This window comes from Burkholderia sp. Tr-20390, assembly GCF_017104595.1.
Lineage (GTDB): Bacteria > Pseudomonadota > Gammaproteobacteria > Burkholderiales > Burkholderiaceae > Burkholderia.
This window is the reverse complement of record NZ_JAAGPC010000439.1, coordinates 1-528: the sequence shown is the minus strand read 5'-3', so window position 1 is coordinate 528 and position 528 is coordinate 1. Positions and strand designations below refer to the sequence as shown.

1 protein-coding gene is annotated in these 528 nt (G+C 74.6%); it reads left to right on the top strand.

Going from position 1 to position 528, the window contains the following annotated elements; genetic code table 11:
* A partial coding sequence (locus G3N98_RS39415; protein ID WP_241026309.1) for an FGGY-family carbohydrate kinase occupies positions 1-528 on the top strand: 528 nt, incomplete at both ends.

Below are 528 nucleotides of genomic sequence, written 5' to 3'. Positions count from 1 at the left end.
AGCGGGCTTGCCGCCGCCGGCGACGCGCTGCTGACGACGGGCAGCGGCGGCCAGATCGTCGTGCTCGCGGATGCGCTGCCGCCCGCGCGACGCGGGCTGCATCGCTATCGTGCGGCGGCCGGCGGCGGCTATTACACGATGGCCGCGATGCAGAACGTCGGGCTCGCGCTCGAAGCCGTGCGCGGCTGGCTCGGCTACGCGCAGTGGGCCGATGCGTATGACGACGCGTTCGCCCACGCGGCGTCGGAACGCCTGTGCTTCCTGCCGTACCTGACGGGCGAGCGTTCGCCGTGGATGAACCCCGACGCGCGCGGCGGCTGGCTCGGCCTCGGGCTCGGCGACACGCGCGGCGCGATGATGCGCGCCGCGTTCGAAGGTGTCGCGTTCGCGTTGCGCGCCGGGCTCGATGCGATCCGCGATGCCGAGCGCGGCGATCCGGTCGCGATGCTGCGTCTCGCGGGCGGCGGCTCGGTCGATCCGCGCTGGCGCCAGTTGCTGGCCGATGCGCTCGGCGCGTCGCTCCACGCA